Origin of the sequence: Curvibacter sp. AEP1-3 (genome assembly GCF_002163715.1) — a bacterium.
Taxonomy (GTDB): Bacteria; Pseudomonadota; Gammaproteobacteria; order Burkholderiales; family Burkholderiaceae_C; genus Allorhodoferax.
Genome location: NZ_CP015698.1, coordinates 2,726,212 through 2,745,844, shown reverse-complemented (window position 1 = coordinate 2,745,844; position 19,633 = coordinate 2,726,212). Strand labels below are relative to the sequence as shown.

17 protein-coding genes are annotated in these 19,633 nt (G+C 59.5%); 3 read left to right on the top strand and 14 right to left on the bottom strand.

Going from position 1 to position 19,633, the window contains the following annotated elements; translation table 11 throughout:
- Positions 1-12 precede the first annotated feature (12 nt).
- The gene (locus AEP_RS12840) at positions 13-1,113 is read left to right on the top strand and encodes a 3-deoxy-7-phosphoheptulonate synthase (protein WP_087495739.1); all 1,101 of its coding nucleotides are present in this window, start codon (positions 13-15) and stop codon (positions 1,111-1,113) included.
- Here the strand turns inward: AEP_RS12840 and cynS are convergent, their stop codons facing one another.
- Positions 1,114-1,557, bottom strand: coding sequence for a cyanase (cynS, locus tag AEP_RS12835; RefSeq protein ID WP_087495738.1), 444 nt, complete (start codon positions 1,555-1,557; stop codon positions 1,114-1,116).
- A 72-nt stretch (positions 1,558-1,629) separates the two neighbouring features.
- Positions 1,630-2,427, bottom strand: coding sequence for a FliA/WhiG family RNA polymerase sigma factor (locus tag AEP_RS12830; protein ID WP_087495737.1), 798 nt, complete (start codon positions 2,425-2,427; stop codon positions 1,630-1,632).
- A gap of 95 nt (positions 2,428-2,522) precedes the next feature.
- Between AEP_RS12830 and AEP_RS12825 the strand changes: the two genes are divergently transcribed.
- Positions 2,523-3,245, top strand: coding sequence for a hypothetical protein (locus tag AEP_RS12825; protein WP_087495736.1), 723 nt, complete (start codon positions 2,523-2,525; stop codon positions 3,243-3,245).
- Here AEP_RS12825 and AEP_RS12820 read toward each other — a convergent pair.
- The 11 genes from AEP_RS12820 to chvE (AEP_RS12770) all read right to left on the bottom strand — a co-directional run bounded on the left by AEP_RS12820 (position 3,242) and on the right by chvE (AEP_RS12770) (position 17,632).
- On the bottom strand, positions 3,242-4,378 hold the full coding sequence (locus AEP_RS12820; protein ID WP_087495735.1) for a M48 family metallopeptidase: 1,137 nt from the start codon (positions 4,376-4,378) through the stop codon (positions 3,242-3,244). The two genes, AEP_RS12825 and AEP_RS12820, sit on opposite strands and share 4 nt — an antisense overlap.
- 4 nt (positions 4,379-4,382) lie before the next feature.
- A complete protein-coding gene (locus AEP_RS12815) occupies positions 4,383-5,189 on the bottom strand; it encodes a TIGR00266 family protein (protein WP_087495734.1) in 807 nt (268 codons plus the stop codon).
- A 143-nt stretch (positions 5,190-5,332) separates the two neighbouring features.
- Complete coding sequence (gene ltrA, locus AEP_RS12810; RefSeq protein ID WP_335583050.1) at positions 5,333-6,589, bottom strand: group II intron reverse transcriptase/maturase; 1,257 nt, start codon at positions 6,587-6,589, stop codon at positions 5,333-5,335.
- 645 nt (positions 6,590-7,234) lie between these two features.
- Complete coding sequence (gene ltrA / locus AEP_RS12805; protein ID WP_335583050.1) at positions 7,235-8,491, bottom strand: group II intron reverse transcriptase/maturase; 1,257 nt, start codon at positions 8,489-8,491, stop codon at positions 7,235-7,237.
- Positions 8,492-9,118: 627 nt separating this feature from the next.
- On the bottom strand, positions 9,119-10,183 hold the full coding sequence (gene chvE / locus AEP_RS12800; protein ID WP_087495733.1) for a multiple monosaccharide ABC transporter substrate-binding protein: 1,065 nt from the start codon (positions 10,181-10,183) through the stop codon (positions 9,119-9,121).
- A gap of 17 nt (positions 10,184-10,200) precedes the next feature.
- The gene (locus AEP_RS12795) at positions 10,201-11,640 is read right to left on the bottom strand and encodes an aldehyde dehydrogenase family protein (RefSeq protein WP_087495732.1); all 1,440 of its coding nucleotides are present in this window, start codon (positions 11,638-11,640) and stop codon (positions 10,201-10,203) included.
- Between the two features lie 16 nt (positions 11,641-11,656).
- Positions 11,657-12,817 carry a Gfo/Idh/MocA family protein gene (locus AEP_RS12790; RefSeq protein ID WP_087495731.1) on the bottom strand — a complete coding sequence of 387 codons (1,161 nt, stop codon included), beginning with the start codon at positions 12,815-12,817 and terminating at the stop codon, positions 11,657-11,659.
- A gap of 32 nt (positions 12,818-12,849) precedes the next feature.
- The gene (locus tag AEP_RS12785; protein ID WP_087495730.1) at positions 12,850-13,779 is read right to left on the bottom strand and encodes a dihydrodipicolinate synthase family protein; all 930 of its coding nucleotides are present in this window, start codon (positions 13,777-13,779) and stop codon (positions 12,850-12,852) included.
- A 9-nt stretch (positions 13,780-13,788) separates the two neighbouring features.
- Positions 13,789-14,982, bottom strand: coding sequence for a multiple monosaccharide ABC transporter permease (gene mmsB / locus AEP_RS12780; protein ID WP_087495729.1), 1,194 nt, complete (start codon positions 14,980-14,982; stop codon positions 13,789-13,791).
- 1 nt (position 14,983) lies between these two features.
- The gene (gene mmsA, locus AEP_RS12775; protein WP_087495728.1) at positions 14,984-16,516 is read right to left on the bottom strand and encodes a multiple monosaccharide ABC transporter ATP-binding protein; all 1,533 of its coding nucleotides are present in this window, start codon (positions 16,514-16,516) and stop codon (positions 14,984-14,986) included.
- 87 nt (positions 16,517-16,603) lie between these two features.
- Positions 16,604-17,632 carry a multiple monosaccharide ABC transporter substrate-binding protein gene (gene chvE, locus AEP_RS12770; RefSeq protein WP_232460010.1) on the bottom strand — a complete coding sequence of 343 codons (1,029 nt, stop codon included), beginning with the start codon at positions 17,630-17,632 and terminating at the stop codon, positions 16,604-16,606.
- Positions 17,633-17,826: 194 nt separating this feature from the next.
- Here chvE (AEP_RS12770) and AEP_RS12765 point away from each other — a divergent pair, with 194 nt between their 5' ends.
- Positions 17,827-18,798 (top strand): LysR family transcriptional regulator, encoded by a 972-nt coding sequence (locus AEP_RS12765; RefSeq protein ID WP_087495726.1) that lies wholly within the window; start codon positions 17,827-17,829, stop codon positions 18,796-18,798.
- Positions 18,799-18,816: 18 nt separating this feature from the next.
- Here the strand turns inward: AEP_RS12765 and AEP_RS12760 are convergent, their stop codons facing one another.
- On the bottom strand, positions 18,817-19,593 hold the full coding sequence (locus tag AEP_RS12760) for an SDR family NAD(P)-dependent oxidoreductase (protein ID WP_087495725.1): 777 nt from the start codon (positions 19,591-19,593) through the stop codon (positions 18,817-18,819).
- Between the last annotated feature and the right edge of the window lie 40 nt (positions 19,594-19,633).

Below are 19,633 nucleotides of genomic sequence, written 5' to 3'. Positions count from 1 at the left end.
CAAATTCATAGTATGACCACCTCCACCATCGCCGCCCTGACCACCCACGACACCACCCGTATTGACGATGTGCGCATCGGCGCGGTGCGCCCGCTCATCACCCCCGCGCTGCTGGAAGAAAAGCTGCCCGTGCCGGCCGCTGCCGAGGCGCTGGTGGAGAGCAGCCGCGCGGCCATCTCGCGCATCCTGCAGGGGCAGGACGACCGGCTGGTGGTGGTGGTGGGGCCCTGCTCCATCCACGACCACAGCCAGGCCATGGAATACGCCCGCCTGCTCAAGGCACAAGCCGATGCGCTGAGTGCCGACCTGCTGGTGGTGATGCGCGTGTACTTTGAGAAGCCGCGCACCACCGTGGGCTGGAAGGGCTATATCAACGACCCGCACCTGGACGGCAGCTTTGCCATTAACCAAGGGCTGGAGATGGCGCGCCGCTTGTTGCTGGACGTGCTCGACACCGGCTTGCCTGCAGCCACCGAGTTTTTGGATTTGCTCTCGCCGCAGTTCATCAGCGAGCTGGTGAGCTGGGGTGCCATTGGTGCGCGCACCACCGAGAGCCAGAGCCACCGCCAGCTGGCCAGCGGCCTGAGCTGCCCGGTGGGCTTCAAAAACGGTACCGATGGCGGCATCAAGGTGGCAACCGACGCCATTCAGGCCGCGCAAGGCGCGCACGCTTTCATGGGCATGACCAAAATGGGCCAGGCCGCCATCTTCGAGACGCGCGGCAACAACGATTGCCACGTGATCCTGCGTGGCGGCAAGGCGCCCAACTACTCAGCCGCCGATGTCGACGCAGCCTGCGCGCTGCTCAAAGCCGCCGGCCTGCGCGAGCAGGTGATGATTGACGTGAGCCACGCCAACAGCAGCAAGCAGCACGCCCGCCAGATCGTGGTGGCCCAGGACGTGGCAGCACAGATTGCCGCGGGCGATGCGCGCATTACCGGCCTGATGATCGAGAGCCACCTCAACGAAGGCCGCCAAGACATCGTGGACGGTAAGCCGCTACAACACGGCGTGAGCGTGACGGACGCTTGCATCAGCTGGGCGCAAACCGTGCCGGTGCTCGAAACCTTGGCGGCCGCGGTACGTGCGCGCCGCCAGAAGGCCGCTGCTTAATCAGTAAGTTTTGTAGGGCAGGAACTTGCCCGACAGCACTACGTTTACCCGGTCGCCCTTGGGGTCGGGCTGGCGCACGATATCCATGGAGAAGTCGATGGCGCTCATGATGCCGTCGCCGAACTCTTCGTGGATGAGTTCTTTGATGGTGGTGCCGTACACATTGACGATTTCGTACCAGCGGTAGATCAGCGGGTCGGTAGGCACAGGAGTGGGTAGCGAGCCTTTGTAGGGCACCACTTGCAGCCACTTTTGCTCTTCCACGGTCAGGCCGAAGATCTTGCCCACGATCTTGGCTTGCTTGTCGTCCAGCGTCATTTGGCCCAGGCAGGCGGCGGTAGTCCACTCTTTGCTCAAGCCCACTTTTTTGGCCACCGATTCCCAGGTGATGCCTTTGCTGACCTTCACGGTCATGATCTTCTCGGTAACGTCGTTGCGGTTCATGGGGTGCTCCTGCGGGTGTTGATTGGCAGGAGCGACCCAGCAAGCATCGTGCCCGGGGGCTTCAGGGGCAGGTCAACCGTTGCTAAGAACGCTGTACTCCGACTCGTCAGGCTCGTCGCGCGGCCGCATGCGCGGGGTGAGCAGGCGCTCAATGTCGCGGTCAGCCAGCGAGGCGCGTAGCTGGGCGATGGACTGGGTGTGCATTTGCGAGATGCGCGCTTCCGAGAGGCCGAGGTGTTTGGCAATTTCGTGCATGCGCATTTCGTGCTCGTAATACAGCGTGAGCAGGATCTGGCTTTTGCGTGGGAGCAGCTGGATGGATTCAGCCAGCGCCTGGCGCAGGGCAGCGCGCTCCAACAGGGCCAGGGGGTCGGCGTTGTCTTCCAGGCAGCGCTTGAGATACTGGTCTACGCTGTCGCCGGTAAGGTCTTGCAGCGAGATCAGCACGTAGCCTTGAGCGTCCTGCAGCAAGCGCTGGTAGTCGGCCAAAGGCATGTCAAGCTGCTTGGCCAGCTCGCCTTCGGTCGGCGGACGGCCAAGCCGGTGACTGAGCTGCTGCAGCGCCACTTCGACCCGCCGCATGTCTTTGCGCACCTGGCGACTTACCGGATCGGCAGCGCGCAGGCCGTCAATCATGGCGCCCTGGGCCCGCAGGGCGATGTAGTTTTCGAAATGCATGCCCGAGGACTCTTTGGTCCAGCGCAGCAGCGCCTCCATCAGCCCGAGCATGCCGTCCTGCACCAGATCCGCCCTGTCCACGTTCGGCGGCAGGCGCCGCCCCACGTGGTTCGCCACGGAGCGCACCACCGGCTGGTGGTCTTCCACCAGCTTGCGGGTGTCATCGTTCAGCGAGTCGGGCGAACCAGTCATGAAAACTTATAAAACTCAGAGCTTTCACTCTAACGGGGGATGGGCCAGAAAGATATTGACGGATAGCATCAGGCCCTCATTTTTATTCTTTGTTTATGAAACGCATTTTTCTTACCGCTTTTTTCGTTTTCGGTTCCCTGCAGGCGTCTGCCGTCGAGTTTTTTAAGGACGGCAAGCCAGCCCCTTTTGAAAAAGGTGCCTTGGTGGAGCGCTGGAGCACCGCAGGTGGCTACAGCATTTACACCGGTGGTGACCTCTGGCGCATCGTAGATGTCACAACACAAGTCGCGGGTGCCATCAACAATGCCGATGAGATCAACCGGGGTACCGTAGTTCTGGTGAACGTGGATTCGAATTTCCAGGATCAAGCAGTGCAGGTACTCACCACTAACTTGTCCTCCGCCAGCATGGATCAGTTCGTGACCGGCAGCCCCTGCAGCGGATCCCATATCGTTGCCGTCAACAAAGCGCGTGGACGGGATGACAATTGCATGACCATCAATGTACGCAGCGTGCAAAGCCGACCACGTGATCTGCTGGTATTTGATGTCCGCATCGTCAATTTCAAAAGTGCGGGCCGCGCTTATGTGGTCACCTTCCACATCCTCGCCAATGCGCTGAATTTCGGCGATACAACCCCCGCAGATTGGACACCCGCCGGCCTCGAAGCATCCGCGGAACGCAAAGCTTTGATTGCCCGTATGCGTACATGGGCTGAGAGCCTGCAGGATGCAGCCAACAAGGCCAGTGACTTCTCCAAGCCACAGGATGTGTTCGACAACATCCCGTCTTACAAGACGCTGGCTGCCAACCCTTAAGGACTCGAGGTCTTTAAAGACCCTTGGACTGCAGCCCAGTCCAAGGGCAGTACATCCCAAGGCCCGGTATGGGCCTTGGCTGCCTCGCGCAGACGCGTGGCCCGGCCCTCAGAGGCTGGGTGGGTGGACAGTAGCTCTGGCACTGCAACCCCGGGGCTTTGCTTGGCCAGCGTGTCCATAAAGTCGGCCATGCCGGACGGATTGATGCGGGCAGCCACCAAACGGCGCAAACCTTCGGCATCGGCGGCTTCCTCAGCCTCGCGGGAAAACTTCATTTCCAACAAGCCGGTCATCGCCTGACCCAGCGCGGCACCGCTCCAGTCGCCCAGCAGCACTGCGGCACCCGCGCGCACCCCCAGCGCTTTGACCAGGCCTTGCAGGCCATGACGCAACTCGGCATGTGCCACCTCGTGGGCGATGACGCCAGCTGCTTCTTCCGGCGTTTTGGCGGCCTGCAGCAAACCGCTGTAGACCACCACCACGCCGCCGGGCGCTGCAAAGGCATTGAGCTCGGCTTTGTCGACCACCAGCCAACGGTAGGTGTAGGCCGAGCCCGTGGTCAGGCGCTGGCCCATGAGGCGTACTGCGTCCACTGCCGGGCCGGACTCCATCACGCGCATTTGTGCGCGGGTCTGGGCCAGCACCAAGTCGCCCAGCTTGGCTTCCTGCTCGTGAGGAATATGCTTCACCAGCCAGCCCACAGCGTCGTCCACGCGGGTGATTAACAAGACCAGGGCCAGCAATGGAACCAGTGCAAGAAGCGCCAAAGCGGCCCACCACAACCTGAAGCGCCGCTCCACCTTGGCGCTTGCGTTGCCGGCGGCCTGGTGCTGCGGTGTCAGGTGAGCGGGCAAACCGGCAGCAAAGACCGTGCGCGAGGCACCGGCATCCACATAAAAGCGGCATTCGCGTTCCGCACCGGCCCATACCAGCGCGAGCTGCGTGGCATTGAAACCACCAGACTGCACACGTGCATCCGGCTCAGATTCCCACGCTTGGTCGGCAGCTTGCACCTGCAAGCGACCGTATTGCCAGAACGCAATGGCGGCTACGCCAACGCCGTCCAGACCGGGGGCAAAGAATCGGCCTGTGAATGTGCCATGGGCGGCTGCTTCGCTACTGCTGCTCGGCATGCGCTCAGTCGTCGTTGCTACCGCCACCAATCAGGCCGCCGAGCACGCCCGCGCCCAACAAGGAGCCTTGGTCCGCAGACCGGCCACCTGCAGCGGGTGCAGAAAGGATGATGCGGTTTGCCAGGCGCGAGAGCGGCAGGCTTTGCAGCCACACCTTGCCCGGACCGCGCAGGGTGGCAAAGAACAAACCTTCACCGCCGAAGATGGCGGACTTCACTTTGCCTACGAACTGAATGTCAAAGTCCACGGTGGGCTGGAAAGCCACCACACAGCCGGTATCGACCCGCAGGGTCTCACCGGGCGCCAGAGTGCGCTCCATCAGCGTGCCGCCGGCGTGCACAAAAGCCATGCCGTCGCCATCGAGCTTTTGCATGATGAAGCCTTCGCCGCCGAACAAGCCCACGCCCAGCTTTTTCTGGAAGGCAATGCCAAGCGCCACGCCTTTGGCGGCGCACAAGAAGGAATCTTTCTGGCAGATGATGGTGCCGCCAAGCTGGCTCAGGTCCATGGGCACGATCTTGCCGGGGTAGGGTGCTGCAAAGGCCACGCGTTGCTTGCCGGATCCGCTGTTTTCGAAAACCGTGGTGAACAGGCCTTCGCCGGTCAGCAGGCGCTTGCCTGCGCCCATAAGCTTGCCGAAAAAGCCGCCTTGCTGGGAACCATCACCAAAGATGGTGTCCATGGTGATGCCTTCTTGCATGTACATCATCACACCGGCCTCGCCGATGGCGGCTTCACCGGGGTCGAGTTCCACCTCGACGTATTGCATCTCGGAACCAAAAATTTCGTAGTCGACTACATCCATTGCCATGTGTGCTCTCCTGTGTGCAAGGCCCGTATTCCGGGCCGGACTGCGAACCTTAGCAGGCCTGCATGGCACAGGATCGAGTAGGGTGAGGGGTTACCCCCTCAGCCCTCTCACACCACCGTACGTGCGGTTCCGCATACGGCGGTTCAAGTAGGACGCTGGAGGTGCTGGTGGGTTGCCACCAGCGAGACCAGCCCGAGTTGCGTGAAGTATTTCGTCGGGAGAGCTTGGCGCAGGTGTTTGGCACCGGCGTTCCACCATGGACCATGGCCATTGACGCTGGACTTCCATGCCCGCTGGGCATCGAGCCCGAGTGCGAGCATTTTGGATTCCCGCGTCTTTGTCCTTTTCCATTGCCTCCACATCAGGGCGCGTAGCCGTCTACGTACCCACATATCCAGTGCTTCGATGGGCTTGTGGCTCTGGGTCAGGCTGAAGTAGTTCATCCATCCCCGTAAAACCGGATTTAGCTTTTCGATGGTCTGGGGCAGTGGCCTGCCCCGTCCCTGTGCACAGTATGTGCGCACGGCGTGCATCAGGCGTTGCGTGCTTTCCTTGGCTATTCGGATTTTGCTGGCTCGTTGTGCTGTCACGCTGTATCCCAGAAACTTGCGTTTCCATGGCCGCTCAACCGCACTTTTGGTCTCGTTCACAGTGAGCTTGAGCCGGTTTGCAAGAAACCTCTTTATGCCCTCCATGATGCGTTGGCCCGCCCGCTGACTGCTCACGTAGATGTTGCAGTCATCCGCATACCTGCAAAACAGCAGCTTGCGTGCCTCTAGCTCCCGGTCTAAATCAGTCAACAGGATGTTGGACAGTAGTGGTGACAGGGGGCCGCCTTGCGGTGTACCCTCGTACCGTGGTGTCTCTACCCCGTTGGCCATCATCCCGGCCTCCAGAAACCTGCGTATCAGGCTCAGGACGGTTTTGTCCTGTACCTGGCGTGCCACCCGCGCCATCAGCACGTCGTGGTTGACACGGTCGAAGAATTTCTCCAGGTCCATGTCCACCACCCAGCGCTTGCCGCCACGGATGTACTCTGCCGCTTTGCTTACCGCCTGCTTCGCACTTTTCCCCGGTCTGAAGCCGTAGCTGCTTTGCGAGAAGGTAGGTTCAAACAGGGGTTGCATCGCCTGATGTAGCGCCTGCTGAATCAGCCTGTCCACCACCGTGGGCACTCCGAGCGTGCGTACCCCGCCTTGCGGCTTGGGTATGTCCACCCGACGTACCGCTTGGGGGCGGTAGGTTCCATCCAGTAACGACTTCTTTACTTGCGACCAGTTCACTTTGAGCCACGTCTTGAGGTCTTCACAGCGCATTCCGTCAATGCCGGGTGCGCCGCGATTCTTCATGACTCGGCTGTAAGCGAGCTGCATGTTGTCGCGATCCACGACTCGGCTCATGAGCCGGTCTCTCTCCGATTTCGGTTGCTCGACGTACGCCGTACCCACCTCAGCACCCACGTGCGCACTCCCCAGATTCCGTCCGGTTCCTTCGCTGTGGGCCCCTCTTGCGAGGGCTTCTGCTTCATCGATTGGCATCGAGTGACTTCGTTCCTACTCTCGTTTCCACTTGTTCGGGCCTTCGGTGCCGCCTCTTGTGGCTCATCACCTTGGGTTGCACCTACTATGCCCTCTGCTGACTTCTGAGCGAGCCTCCCGTCACCTTTCGATGGCCGGTAGCCCTTACGGGCACCACACTCAGATCTCTCCGGGTATTACGCACCCACTTTCACGCTTATGTCCGTCGGATCTACGCCACAGAGTTCCGTGCAAGTTTTGGGCTTCAGAGATTTCGGACTCCTTACCCCCCTGTGGCGCCTCATATCCGCTTCCTGTTCGTCGAACCAGCGCTTTGCCATCCGGCTTCCTTCAGACTCGCAGTCGCCCGCGAAGCCCTTGCCATTGGCTAACCCTTCCCCTTGCAGGGCGAGTAGAGGTCTTTCACCTCCTAGTGAGAGCGTCCTGCCGGACGCACATCGAGTAGGGTGAGGGGTTACCCCCTCAGCCCTCTCACACCACCGTACGTGCGGTTCCGCATACGGCGGTTCAAGTAGGACGCTGGAGGTGCTGGTGGGTTGCCACCAGCGAGACCAGCCCGAGTTGCGTGAAGTATTTCGTCGGGAGAGCTTGGCGCAGGTGTTTGGCACCGGCGTTCCACCATGGACCATGGCCATTGACGCTGGACTTCCATGCCCGCTGGGCATCGAGCCCGAGTGCGAGCATTTTGGATTCCCGCGTCTTTGTCCTTTTCCATTGCCTCCACATCAGGGCGCGTAGCCGTCTACGTACCCACATATCCAGTGCTTCGATGGGCTTGTGGCTCTGGGTCAGGCTGAAGTAGTTCATCCATCCCCGTAAAACCGGATTTAGCTTTTCGATGGTCTGGGGCAGTGGCCTGCCCCGTCCCTGTGCACAGTATGTGCGCACGGCGTGCATCAGGCGTTGCGTGCTTTCCTTGGCTATTCGGATTTTGCTGGCTCGTTGTGCTGTCACGCTGTATCCCAGAAACTTGCGTTTCCATGGCCGCTCAACCGCACTTTTGGTCTCGTTCACAGTGAGCTTGAGCCGGTTTGCAAGAAACCTCTTTATGCCCTCCATGATGCGTTGGCCCGCCCGCTGACTGCTCACGTAGATGTTGCAGTCATCCGCATACCTGCAAAACAGCAGCTTGCGTGCCTCTAGCTCCCGGTCTAAATCAGTCAACAGGATGTTGGACAGTAGTGGTGACAGGGGGCCGCCTTGCGGTGTACCCTCGTACCGTGGTGTCTCTACCCCGTTGGCCATCATCCCGGCCTCCAGAAACCTGCGTATCAGGCTCAGGACGGTTTTGTCCTGTACCTGGCGTGCCACCCGCGCCATCAGCACGTCGTGGTTGACACGGTCGAAGAATTTCTCCAGGTCCATGTCCACCACCCAGCGCTTGCCGCCACGGATGTACTCTGCCGCTTTGCTTACCGCCTGCTTCGCACTTTTCCCCGGTCTGAAGCCGTAGCTGCTTTGCGAGAAGGTAGGTTCAAACAGGGGTTGCATCGCCTGATGTAGCGCCTGCTGAATCAGCCTGTCCACCACCGTGGGCACTCCGAGCGTGCGTACCCCGCCTTGCGGCTTGGGTATGTCCACCCGACGTACCGCTTGGGGGCGGTAGGTTCCATCCAGTAACGACTTCTTTACTTGCGACCAGTTCACTTTGAGCCACGTCTTGAGGTCTTCACAGCGCATTCCGTCAATGCCGGGTGCGCCGCGATTCTTCATGACTCGGCTGTAAGCGAGCTGCATGTTGTCGCGATCCACGACTCGGCTCATGAGCCGGTCTCTCTCCGATTTCGGTTGCTCGACGTACGCCGTACCCACCTCAGCACCCACGTGCGCACTCCCCAGATTCCGTCCGGTTCCTTCGCTGTGGGCCCCTCTTGCGAGGGCTTCTGCTTCATCGATTGGCATCGAGTGACTTCGTTCCTACTCTCGTTTCCACTTGTTCGGGCCTTCGGTGCCGCCTCTTGTGGCTCATCACCTTGGGTTGCACCTACTATGCCCTCTGCTGACTTCTGAGCGAGCCTCCCGTCACCTTTCGATGGCCGGTAGCCCTTACGGGCACCACACTCAGATCTCTCCGGGTATTACGCACCCACTTTCACGCTTATGTCCGTCGGATCTACGCCACAGAGTTCCGTGCAAGTTTTGGGCTTCAGAGATTTCGGACTCCTTACCCCCCTGTGGCGCCTCATATCCGCTTCCTGTTCGTCGAACCAGCGCTTTGCCATCCGGCTTCCTTCAGACTCGCAGTCGCCCGCGAAGCCCTTGCCATTGGCTAACCCTTCCCCTTGCAGGGCGAGTAGAGGTCTTTCACCTCCTAGTGAGAGCGTCCTGCCGGACGCACCGTAAAAAAGCCCCCTGCAGGAGGGGGCTATGGGCGCAGGGGGCCGAGCGCGGTTACCTGAACTGGTCGGCCTTGTAGTAGCCGGAGTTCACCAGCGTGGCACGCCAGTTGTTGATATCGACCACCGCGGGTTTGAGCAAAAAGGCAGGTACAACTTTCTGGCCGTTGTTGTAGGTCTTCTCGTCGTTGATGGCGGGCTTTTTGCCGGAGAGGATGGCGTCCACCATGGTGGTGACGACCTGGGCCAACTCGCGGTTGTCCTTGAACACCGTGGAGGTTTGCTCGCCCCGGATGATGGAGCGTACCGTAGGCATCTCGGCGTCCTGGCCGGTGACTACCGGCAAGGGCTGGCCGCCCTGGCCGTAGTTGGCCTTTTTCATGGCAGTAATCAGCTCCATGCTGATGCCGTCATAAGGCGAGAGCAAGGCATCCAGGCGCTGCTTGGTGTAATGCTTGTCCAGGATCTGCACCAGGCGGGCGCGGGCTACCGAGCCGCTCCAACGCAGGGTGGACACCTTCTCCATACCCATCTGGCCTGAGCCAACGACGAGCTTGCCTTTGTCGATGTAGGGTTTGAGCACCGACATGGCACCGTCGTAGAAAAAGTATGCGTTGTTGTCGTCCGGAGAACCGGCGAACAGCTCGATGGTGAACGGGCCTTTGCCCTTGTCCAGACCCAGCCGCTCGATGATGTCGGTACCCTGCAGCACGCCGACCTGGAAGTTGTCAAAGGTGGCGTAGTAGTCCACATGCGGCGTGTCGCGGATCAGGCGGTCATAAGCGACGACCTTGATGTTGCGCTCGGCGGCCTTCTTGAGCACCGGGGCCAGCTTGGTGCCGTCAATGGCGCCGATGACCAGCACTTTCATGTCAGCAGCCTTGAGCATTTCCTCCGTCTGGGCCACTTGTGTAGCCACGTCGTCGTTGGCGTACTTGAGGTCGGGGCGGTAGCCCAACTTGTCCATGGCACGCACCATAGCCAGGCCATCCACCACCCAGCGCTGGGAAGTGACTGTGGGCATCAGGATGCCCACACCGCCCTTGCTGTTCTGTGCATAGGCCCACGGCATGGACACCAACAACAAACTGCTCAAAAAGATCCGTCGGAGGGTGCGCATGTGTCAGGCCTTGCTACTTATGCCAATGTGTAAGCCGTCTTCACCGTGGTGAAGAACTCGGCAGCGTACTTGCCCTGCTCGCGGGAGCCGTAGCTGCTGCCCTTGCGTCCGCCGAAGGGCACGTGGTAGTCCACCCCTGCGGTGGGCAGGTTCACCATCACCATGCCGGCCTGGCTGTGGCGCTTGAAATGGGTGGCGTACTTCAGGCTGGTAGTGGCAATGCCGGCAGACAAGCCGAAGGGCGTGTCATTGGCGACGGCCAAGGCTTCGTCGTAGTCCTTCACACGGATCACGCTGGCCACCGGACCGAAGATTTCTTCGCGGTTGATACGCATGGACGGGGTGCTGTCCACCAGCAGGGCCGGGGCCATGTAAAAGCCCTCGGTGTCGCGCGTGAGGCGTTCGCCACCGGTGAGCAGCGTGGCGCCCTCAAGCTTGCCGATTTCCACATACGACAAGTCCTGCTCCAGCTGCGCTTGGGACGACACCGGACCGATGTCGATGCCAGCGGCCAAGGCGTCACCCACCTTGATGGCGGCCATGCGTTTTTGCATGGCTTCGATAAAAGCGGGATAAATCTTGTCAGTCACGATCAGGCGGCTGGACGCGGTGCAGCGCTGGCCGGTGGAGTAGAAGGCACTTTGCACGCTGAGCTCAACAGCCACATTCAGGTCAGCATCGTCCAGCACGACTTGGGGGTTCTTGCCGCCCATTTCGAGCTGGACCTTTTTCATATGACCAGCACAGGCGGCGGCAATGCGCTGGCCCACACCCACGGAGCCGGTGAAGCTCACGGCGGTGATGCCGGGGTGATTGACCAAGGCGTCGCCAATGACACGGCCCGAACCCATGACGAGGTTGAACACACCTGCAGGAATGCCGCTGCGGTGGATGATGTCTGCCAGCGCCCAAGCACAGCCTGGCACCAGGTCTGCGGGCTTCAACACCACGCAGTTGCCATAGGCCAGTGCAGGTGCAATCTTCCAGGCGGGGATGGCGATGGGGAAGTTCCAGGGGGTGATGAGGCCGATCACGCCCAAAGGCTCGCGGGTGACTTCCACCCCGATGCCCGGACGCACGGAGGGCAATGTTTCACCGGCCAGGCGCAGGCATTCACCGGCAAAGAACTTGAAGATGTTGCCGGCACGGGCAGCTTCGCCAATGCCTTCGGCGCGTGTCTTTCCCTCTTCGCGGGAGAGCAGGGTGCCCAGCTCTTCTTTGCGAGCCAGGATTTCATTGCCGATTTTGTCGAGCGCGTCGGCGCGGGCCTGGATGCCACCTGTAGACCAAGCCGGGAAGGCCTTTTGGGCAGCGGCTACCGCAGCGTTGAGTTGGCTCACATCGGCTTGGGCGTATTCGCCGATCACGTCTGCGAGGTTGGACGGATTCAGGTTGGGCGCGTAGCCGGTGCCGGCGAGCCATTCGCCGTTGATCAGGTTGTTGTGTTGGGTGGTCATGGTTTGATGAAGTGGGTTAAACGGCGGTCCAGGCGCCGTTGTGGCGGCTGGACTCGTTGGCGGCGGCAACAAAGCGGATGCCTTGCAAGCCGTCGGTCGCATTCGGGAAAAATTGGTTCAGCGGGTCAGGCGTGTGACCGCTGCGCTGCGCGGCAATCGTGTCAGCCGCATTGGTATACAGATTGGCAAACGCCTCATGAAAACCTTCCGGGTGGCCCGCCACAATGCGCGAGGCACGGGCTGCCAATGGCAGGGTGCCCTGGCCATTCGGGGTGCGCACTTGGGCGGGAGCGTCCAGCGGTTTGAATTGCAGCACCTGCGGATGTTCCTGATGCCACTCCAGACTGCCCAACGAACCACTCACGCGGATGCGCAGGCCGTTTTCCACACCCGCTGCAGCCTGCGTAACCCAGAAGCTGCCACGCGCACCGTTGCTCATGCGCAGCATGGCGCCGGCATAGTCATGAGTGACGCGGTCGGGCACGATGCTGCCTACATCCGCGGCGACCTCGGCGACTTCGAGACCGGTAATGAAGCGCAGCAGGTTATGGGCGTGGGTGCCGATATCACCCATCACGAGGGAAGGGCCACCACGGGCCGGGTCTTCTTTCCATGCGCGGCGACCGGGGCCGGCTTTGGCGCGGCCGCCTTGCACATATTCCACTTGCACCAGACGGATGTCACCCAACAAGCCTTCCATCACCATGGCCTTGGCTTGGCGCACCATGGGGTAGCCGGTGTAGTTGTGGGTCAGGCAAAACACACGACCGCTGCTCTGCACCTTCGCATGCAGTGCCTCGGCTTCTTGCAGCGTATTGGTCATGGGTTTGTCGCAAATCACGTCCATGCCATGTTCCAGCGCCTGCATGGAAAAGCGGAAGTGACTGTCATTGGGCGTCATGATGGCCACGACCTCAGCGCCATCGGCGCGACGGGCCTCCGCTTCGATCAACGTGGTGCCATCTGCGTAACAACGATCTGCGGGTACCCCGATGCTTCGTCCACTGGACTTGGATCGTTCAGGATCGGACGAAAGAGCTGCTGCCACCAATTCGTACCGGTCATCCAAGCGCGCGGCCTGGCGATGCATGGCGCCGATAAAGGAGCCGGGGCCACCACCGATCACGGCCAGTCGCAAGCGGCGACCCAGGAGTTGGAAAACGGTGTTTTCTGACATGGTGGCGAATCCTTATCGGGTGATGAACGGGCTTACCGGCCCCAGCGCAACACCATGGGGTCCAGACGCTTGGCCGTGTCGATCAAACCGGAGCGTGTGTCGGGATGCATGGCGGGGAAGGGGTGACGGCCGGCTTCGCAAGCGATGACGCCACCTTCCTTCATCAGGGCTTTGGCAGTCAGTATGCCGCCCTGGCGGTTCTCATAGTTAATGAGCGGCAGCCACTGCTGGTAGTGGGCAGCCGCATCTTCACGACGGCCGGCAGCATAGGCATCCACAATCTTGCGGATACCGTCGGGGTAGGCACCGCCGGTCATGGCACCGGTGGCACCTGCGTCCAGATCGGGCATGAGGGTGATGGCTTCTTCACCATCCCACGGACCTTCAATGGCGGCTCCACCCACGCGGATGAGCTCGCGCAGCTTGGACGCCGCGCCCGCTGTCTCGATCTTGAAGTACGACACCTGCTTGATCTCCTGCGCCATGCGGGCCAAGAAAGGCACCGACAGAGGCGTGCCGCTGACCGGCGCGTCCTGGATCATGATGGGAATATCAATTGCATCCGACAAGCGGGCGAAGTACTCATAAATCTGGCCTTCCGGTACACGGATAGTGGCACCGTGATACGGAGGCATGACCATGACCATGGAGGCACCCAGCTGCTGGGCCTGTACGCTGCGCGCGATGGTGACCTGGGTGCTGAAATGGGTGGTGGTCACGATGACCGGCACCCGGCCATTCACATGCGCAAGGATGGTTTTGGTGAGCACTTCGCGCTCAGCATCGGCCAACACAAACTGCTCGGAGAAGTTGGCCAGGATGCACAGACCGGTGGAGCCGGCGTCGATCATGAAGTCGACACAGCGCTTCTGGCTTTCCAGGTCCAGCTCGCCGGCGTCATTGAAGGTCGTAGGGACGACAGGAAACACACCCTTGTAGCGGGCGTTGGATGCGGAATACATGGTGAGTCCTTATTTGTTTTTGTTGTAGACGTCGAAGCAGACGGCTGCCAACAAGACCAGGCCCTTGATGACCTGCTGATAGTCGATACCGATGCCCATGATGGACATGCCGTTGTTCATGACGCCCATGATGAAAGCGCCGATGACTGCGCCCAGCACCTTGCCCACACCACCGGAGGCGGATGCGCCACCGATAAAGCAGGCAGCAATCACGTCCAGCTCAAAACCCAGACCCGCTTTGGGAGTGGCTGTGTTCAAGCGGGCTGCGAAAATCAGACCGGCCAGCGCAGCCAACACACCCATATTGATGAAGGTGTAGAAGGTAAGGCGCTCTGTGCGGATACCTGACAGTTTTGCGGCTTTCTCGTTACCGCCCAGTGCGTAAATTCGGCGGCCGATCGTCGTGCGGGAAGCTACGAAGTCGTAAGCCAGCATCAACAGCAACATGACGACCAGCACATTGGGCAGGCCCTTGTACGAAGCCAGCTGGTAGCTGAAGGCCACGATCATGCCGATGAAAATGAGATTGGCAATCGCGAAGAAAAGAACAGGCTCGTTCTCTATGCCATGCGCGGCGCGGTCTGCTCGGCCACGCACTTTGGTGATGAGCATTACCAAGGCAATCAGCAAGCCGATCACCAGAGTCGCAACCCGCAAGGTTTCGCCGGCAAACGGATCAGGGATAAAGCCGGTGCTCAGCAACTGGAACTCGGGCGGGAAAGGGCCCACGGATGCGCCTTCCAGCACTGCCAGCGCCAGGCCTTTGAAGACCAGCATGCCGGCAAGCGTCACGATAAAGGACGGGATCTTGTAGAACGCCACCCAATAGCCTTGGGCCGCGCCGATGACGCCACCCAGAATCAGGCAAACGATGGCGGCTGGCACATAGTGCCAGTTGTAGTTGACCATCAGCACCGCCGCTACCGCGCCAACGAAGCCGCACACTGAGCCTACCGACAGATCAATGTGGCCGGCCACGATGACGAGCAGCATGCCCAGCGCCATCACGATGATGTAGCTGTTTTGCAGGATGAGGTTGGTCAGGTTCAGCGGCTGAAACAGGGTGCCGTCTGTCTTGACCTGGAAGAACACCATGATGATGACAAGTGAAATCAGCAGGCCGTATTCGCGCAGGTTGCTTTTCAAGAAAGCCATGCCGCCACCCGAGGCGGGGGCGTTTGTTTCCGGGGTTGTGCTTGCCATTTCAGTTCACTCCTGACGTCACGATAGAACGCATAATTTTTTCTTGTGTCGCTTCTGCGGCTGGAAATTCCGCCACAAAAGCACCTTCATTCAATACACAGATCCGGTCGCACATGCCCAAGAGCTCGGGCATCTCGCTGGAGATCATCAACACGCATTTCCCCTCAGCGGCGAGCTGCGCAATGATGGTGTAGATCTCATACTTGGCTCCCACGTCGATGCCGCGGGTGGGCTCATCCAGAATGAGCACTTCAGGCTCGGAAAACAGCCATTTGCTCAGCACCACTTTTTGCTGGTTGCCACCCGACAAATTGACGGTGCGGGCAAACACATTGGGGCTGCGGATGTTGAGCTTTTTGCGGAAGTCCTGGGCGACGCTGAACTCTTTGCCTTCGTCGACCACCGTCTTGGTAGACACAGCAGACAGGTTTGCCAGCGTGGTGTTCCAGGCAATGGTTTCATCCAGTACCAGTCCGTAACCTTTGCGGTCTTCGGTGACATACGCAATACCCTGGTCGATGGCTTTTTGTACCGTACTGGTATCGACTTCTTTGCCGTTGAGCAGCACTTTGCCGCTGATGTTCTGGCCATAGGTACGGCCGAAGATACTCATGGCCAATTCGGTACGTCCTGCGCCCATGAGGCCGGCAATGCCGACAATCTCTCCACGCTTGACGTGCAGGTTGACGCCCTTGATGACTTTGCGCTCAGGGTGAATGGCGTGGTGCACCACCCAGTCCCGCACTTCGAACACGGTATCGCCCACATTGGGCGTGCGCTTGGGGTAGCGATCCGCCATTTCACGCCCGACCATATGGCGGATGATCAGGTCTTCACTGACCGGTTCCGCACGGCAATCCAGTGAGGCCACGGTCGCGCCGTCCCGCAGCACTGTGATGGCATCTGCCACCTTGGATATTTCGTTGAGTTTGTGCGAAATCAGGATGCAGGAGATGCCCTGGCGCTTGAGCTCGAGCAGCAACTCCAACAAGGCATCGCTGTCTGTCTCGTTCAGACTGGCGGTAGGCTCATCCAGGATCAGAAGTTTGACCTCTTTGGACAGCGCTTTGGCAATCTCGATCAGCTGTTGTTTACCGACACCCAAGTTGGTAATCAGGGTGTTGGGGGATTCTTTCAAGCCGACTTTTTTTAGCAAGGCCTGCGTTTTGACGTAAGACGTATTCCAGTCAATCACGCCACCTTTGGCCTGTTCGTTGCCGAGAAAAATGTTCTCAGTGATCGACAGCAGCGGCACTAGAGCCAGCTCTTGGTGGATGATGATGATGCCTTTTTCTTCACTGTCGTGAATGCCGCGGAACCGGCATTCTTCACCCTGGTAGCGGATGGTGCCTTCGTAGTCGCCGTAGGGGTAGACACCGCTCAGCACTTTCATCAGGGTGGATTTGCCGGCGCCGTTCTCGCCGACGATGGCGTGGATCTGGCCTTCTTGCACTGTGAGGTTCACATTGCTTAGGGCGGTCACGCCGTGGAATGTCTTGCGCATTCCACGCATTTCTAAAATGGGTTCAGCCATGGTGCCTCAACGATCGTTCTCTTGAACCAGAAGAATGTAAAAAGCCCTGTGCTTTGGGGCACAGGGCCTCTTTATCGCCGCTAAAGATTACTTCAGCTGCTCTTCTTTGATGTAACCGCTGCCAACCAACACTTGCTTGTAGTTGGACAAGTCCACTGCCACAGGCTTGAGCAGGTAGGAAGGAACAACCTTGACCTTGTTGTTGTAGGTCTTGGTGTCGTTGATTTCAGGCTGCTTGCCGGACATGACTGCATCCACCATGTTGGCAGTAACCTTGGCCAGTTCGCGGGTGTCCTTGAAGATGGTGGAGTACTGTTCCTTGCGGATGATGGACTTCACGGAAGGCACTTCCGCATCCTGGCCGCTCACGAAAGGCATGGGTTGACCGGTGCCACCGTAGCCCACGCCCTTGAGCGCAGACAAGATGCCGATGGACAGACCGTCATACGGAGACAACACGGCATGGACCTTGTCTTTGCCGTAGTAGGCGCTCAACAAGTTTTCCATACGGGCTTGGGCTACTTGGCCGTCCCAACGCAGGGTTGCCACTTTTTGCATGCCGGTTTGCTTGGAGCGAACCACCAGCTTGCCGGACTTGATGTACGGGTCCAGCACGGACATGGCGCCGTCATAGAAGAAGAACGCGTTGTTGTCATCGGCAGAGCCACCGAACAATTCGATGTTGAACGGGCCTTTGCCTTCTTTCAGACCCAATGCCTTTTCCAGAGACTGGGCTTGCAACACGCCAACTTGGAAGTTGTCGAATGTGGCGTAGTAGTCCACGTTTTTGGAACCGACGATCAGGCGGTCATAAGAAATGATCTTGATGCCCTTGTCAGCGGCTTTTTGCAGCACGTTGGTCAGGGTAGTACCGTCGATCGCGGCAATCACCAGCACCTTGGCACCCTTGGTGATCATGTTTTCGATCTGGGCCAACTGGTTGGGGATGTCGTCTTCTGCGTATTGCAGGTCGGCTTTGTAGCCTTTGGCTGCCAAAGCGGCAACCATGCTGTTGCCGTCGCTGATCCAGCGGGTAGAGCTCTTGGTAGGCATGGCTACGCCGACCAGGCCTTTGTCTTGTGCTTGCGCTACGGTGGTGCCGAAGGCCAGACCCATTGCAAGGCTTGCTGCAAGTACCTTGAGGGTGGTTCTACGTGCTGTCATGGAATGTCTCCTGTGTTTAGTTGCTTCTGTCAGATACGTCCTCGCCTTTTCGGCTCAGGCGGCAAATCTTACTTACCACATTGATTTATTTCCAATATAGTTTGAGGCTTATTCGATATGCAAATGCAGATTGGTGCTAACCCTAAATGACGAATTACACCCATTGGTTCTTACGTGCAAGGCTCAAAACCAGGCAACTTTTGCTATTGGTCGCCTTAGCTGAAGAAGGCAATATCCACCGCGCCGCCCAGGTGCTGAACATGACGCAACCGGCCGCCTCCAAGCTGCTGAAGGACCTGGAAGACGTGTTGGGCGTGTCCTTGTTCGAGCGTTTGCCGCGCGGTATGCGCCCCACCTGGTACGGCGACACCATGATCCGGCATGCCCGCGCTGCACTGGCAAGCTTGAACCAGGCCCATGAAGAATTGCAAGCGGCCAAGAACGGGCAATTCGGGCAAGTGAATCTCGGCTCCATCACTGCACCCGGCTTGGCACTTCTCCCACCCACCGTGGCTGCTGTGAAGCAAGCGCACCCGAATCTCCAAATCACCATCCAGATCGAGCCGAGCAACGTATTGATTGAGAAGCTCAACCGCGGCAGTCTGGACATCCTGGTGGGTCGCTTGTCGCCTGAGCACGACAAGGCGGCACTGCGCTACGAGATGGTGGCTGAGGAGCCGATCTGTGCGGTCGCTCGTCCGGGCCACCCGCTGCTGACCGCAATCAAGCCGACGCTGGAAGATGTTTTCAAGTACGGATGGATCGTGCCGCCGGCTGGCAGCATGTTGCGACACCGCTTTGACTTGATGATCCAGGAGCTGGGCTTGGAGCAGCCATCCAACAGCGTGGAAACCAGTGCGCTGCTGTTCATCAGCAAAATGATGCAACAGAGCGATATGGTGAGTGTGATGGCAGTTGACGTGGCTCGCTATTACGCCAACCACGGGCTGATGTCGATACTGCCCGTGGCCATGCCTTGCGAAATGGAGCCATTCGGCTTCATCACCCGCCGGGACAGGCTGCTGTCGCCAGCGGCCGAAGTGGTGCTGCGCGCGTTGAAGTCATCTGCCATGACGGTGTATGGCAAGGCATTCAGCGTAGATCCGCTTCCTGCCTGAAAACCGACGACTGTTGACTTAGTTCCAGCCCGCGTCGACCTTGAATTCCTGGGCGGTACACATCGCTCCGTCATCAGAAGCCAGGAACAAGACCATGCGGGCGACGTCGGAAGGCTTCAGCTTGTCCGGCAGGCATTGGTTGCGTTGGATGTCGGCCTCGCCTTCGGCGTTCAGCCACATCTTGATCTGGCGCTCTGTCATCACCCAGCCGGGCGACACCGTATTGATGCGGATGCGGTCTGCACCCAGTGTGTCCGCAAGGCCCCGGGTGAGCCCGTTCACGGAAGACTTCGCCACGGCATAACATGGGTAGCCACTGCCCTTGGTTTGCCACCCGGTGGAGCCGAGATTGACGATGGAGCCCTCGCCCAAACGTTTCATGCCGGGCACCAGCGCCTGGATGGCGAAGAAGGCTGGGCGTTGGTTGACGGCCATGCGCTCATCCCAGTACTCCGGGGTGACTGATTCCAAGGTGTGCCGGTCATCGCGGGCGACGTTGTTCACCAGCACAGAGAAATCGCCGAGCGCTTGCGCAGCATCCGCAGTCGCGGCCTGAAGGGCAGCGATATCGCGCACATCACAGGTGCGCCACCAAACCTTTGCACCGATGGTGGCCACCAGTTCTTCTGCCAACTGGCGGCTTTCGTTTTCCGCAACATCCACGAAGGCCACATGAGCACCCTGCTCAGCAAATGCCGTCACGATGGAGGCACCAATCCCACTTCCGCCACCGGTAATGAATACGTTTTTGCCTTCGAGGCTGGGATAGCGCGCGAGTTTTGCTTTGTCTGACATGTATTTTTCTCTGTTTTGATTGCAATATAGATATATGAAT

Excerpts from the sequence above, each read along its gene's own strand:
- AEP_RS12840 (WP_087495739.1), top strand. The coding sequence starts at position 13 with ATGACCACCTCCACCATCGCCGCCCTGACCACCCACGACACCACCCGT.
- cynS (WP_087495738.1), bottom strand. The coding sequence starts at position 1,557 with ATGAACCGCAACGACGTTACCGAGAAGATCATGACCGTGAAGGTCAGC.
- AEP_RS12830 (WP_087495737.1), bottom strand. The coding sequence starts at position 2,427 with ATGACTGGTTCGCCCGACTCGCTGAACGATGACACCCGCAAGCTGGTG.
- AEP_RS12825 (WP_087495736.1), top strand. The coding sequence starts at position 2,523 with ATGAAACGCATTTTTCTTACCGCTTTTTTCGTTTTCGGTTCCCTGCAG.
- AEP_RS12820 (WP_087495735.1), bottom strand. The coding sequence starts at position 4,378 with ATGCCGAGCAGCAGTAGCGAAGCAGCCGCCCATGGCACATTCACAGGC.
- AEP_RS12815 (WP_087495734.1), bottom strand. The coding sequence starts at position 5,189 with ATGGCAATGGATGTAGTCGACTACGAAATTTTTGGTTCCGAGATGCAA.
- ltrA (WP_335583050.1), bottom strand. The coding sequence starts at position 6,589 with ATGAGCCGAGTCGTGGATCGCGACAACATGCAGCTCGCTTACAGCCGA.
- ltrA (WP_335583050.1), bottom strand. The coding sequence starts at position 8,491 with ATGAGCCGAGTCGTGGATCGCGACAACATGCAGCTCGCTTACAGCCGA.
- chvE (WP_087495733.1), bottom strand. The coding sequence starts at position 10,183 with ATGCGCACCCTCCGACGGATCTTTTTGAGCAGTTTGTTGTTGGTGTCC.
- AEP_RS12795 (WP_087495732.1), bottom strand. The coding sequence starts at position 11,640 with ATGACCACCCAACACAACAACCTGATCAACGGCGAATGGCTCGCCGGC.
- AEP_RS12790 (WP_087495731.1), bottom strand. The coding sequence starts at position 12,817 with ATGTCAGAAAACACCGTTTTCCAACTCCTGGGTCGCCGCTTGCGACTG.
- AEP_RS12785 (WP_087495730.1), bottom strand. The coding sequence starts at position 13,779 with ATGTATTCCGCATCCAACGCCCGCTACAAGGGTGTGTTTCCTGTCGTC.
- mmsB (WP_087495729.1), bottom strand. The coding sequence starts at position 14,982 with ATGGCAAGCACAACCCCGGAAACAAACGCCCCCGCCTCGGGTGGCGGC.
- mmsA (WP_087495728.1), bottom strand. The coding sequence starts at position 16,516 with ATGGCTGAACCCATTTTAGAAATGCGTGGAATGCGCAAGACATTCCAC.
- chvE (WP_232460010.1), bottom strand. The coding sequence starts at position 17,632 with ATGGGTCTGGCCTTCGGCACCACCGTAGCGCAAGCACAAGACAAAGGC.
- AEP_RS12765 (WP_087495726.1), top strand. The coding sequence starts at position 17,827 with ATGACGAATTACACCCATTGGTTCTTACGTGCAAGGCTCAAAACCAGG.
- AEP_RS12760 (WP_087495725.1), bottom strand. The coding sequence starts at position 19,593 with ATGTCAGACAAAGCAAAACTCGCGCGCTATCCCAGCCTCGAAGGCAAA.